We start from the raw sequence: 734 nt of genomic DNA on the forward strand, positions 1-734 counted from the left end.
AACGGTCAGTAACAGTGCGGGAAGCAATGCTAATGACACACTGAATATTACGGTGAACGGCGATGCGGGCGAACCACCGACCCTCTCACTGGATGATTTTGCCGGTGACAATGTGCTGGATGGCGCAGAGAAGCAAATCGACCAGACACTGAGCGGCACTACCACCAATGTCGAAGCGGGCAGAACCGTTACCATTACGCTGGGCGGAGTGACTTACACTGCGCTGGTGCAGGATGATGGCAGCTGGAGCGTGGTGGTGCCATCACAGGCACTGGCAGCGCTGGCGACCGGAACCATCACGATCAGCGCCAGCGTCAGCAATGCAGCAGGCGATACGGCCAGCGACAGCAGTTCACTGATCGTCCAGCCTGATACCAGCGGCAGTATTGCGCTTGAACCGATCAGCGAGGATGGCTATCTCAATGCGACCGAAGCGCAATCGCCGCTGATCATTAGCGGTACTACCACCGGCGTTGCAGAAGGAAGCACAGTTACCGTTAGCTTTAACGGTGCCAGTTATAGCGCGATCGTCGGCGCGGATGGCCGCTGGAGTACCACTATTCCTGCCTCCGCGCTGAGTGCACTGGAAGATGGCACGCTGAATGTGACCGCCAGCGTCACCGATAGCGCGGGCAACACCGTAACTAACAGCGTTCAGCTGAATGTCATCATCAATAACCTGCCGGACGCCAGCATCGATCCGCCGTTTGGCGGCGACGGGGTGCTCAACGGCG

At 58.3% G+C, this 734-nt stretch carries 1 protein-coding gene; it reads left to right on the plus strand.

Annotated features, from left to right (window positions below; genetic code table 11):
* Positions 1 to 734, plus strand: a 734-nt coding sequence (locus NG42_RS02315) for an Ig-like domain-containing protein (protein ID WP_193787972.1), incomplete at both ends; no start/stop codon positions are given.

The sequence above is a fragment of the Winslowiella iniecta genome, from assembly GCF_001267535.1.
Classification (GTDB): domain Bacteria; phylum Pseudomonadota; class Gammaproteobacteria; order Enterobacterales; family Enterobacteriaceae; genus Erwinia; species Erwinia iniecta.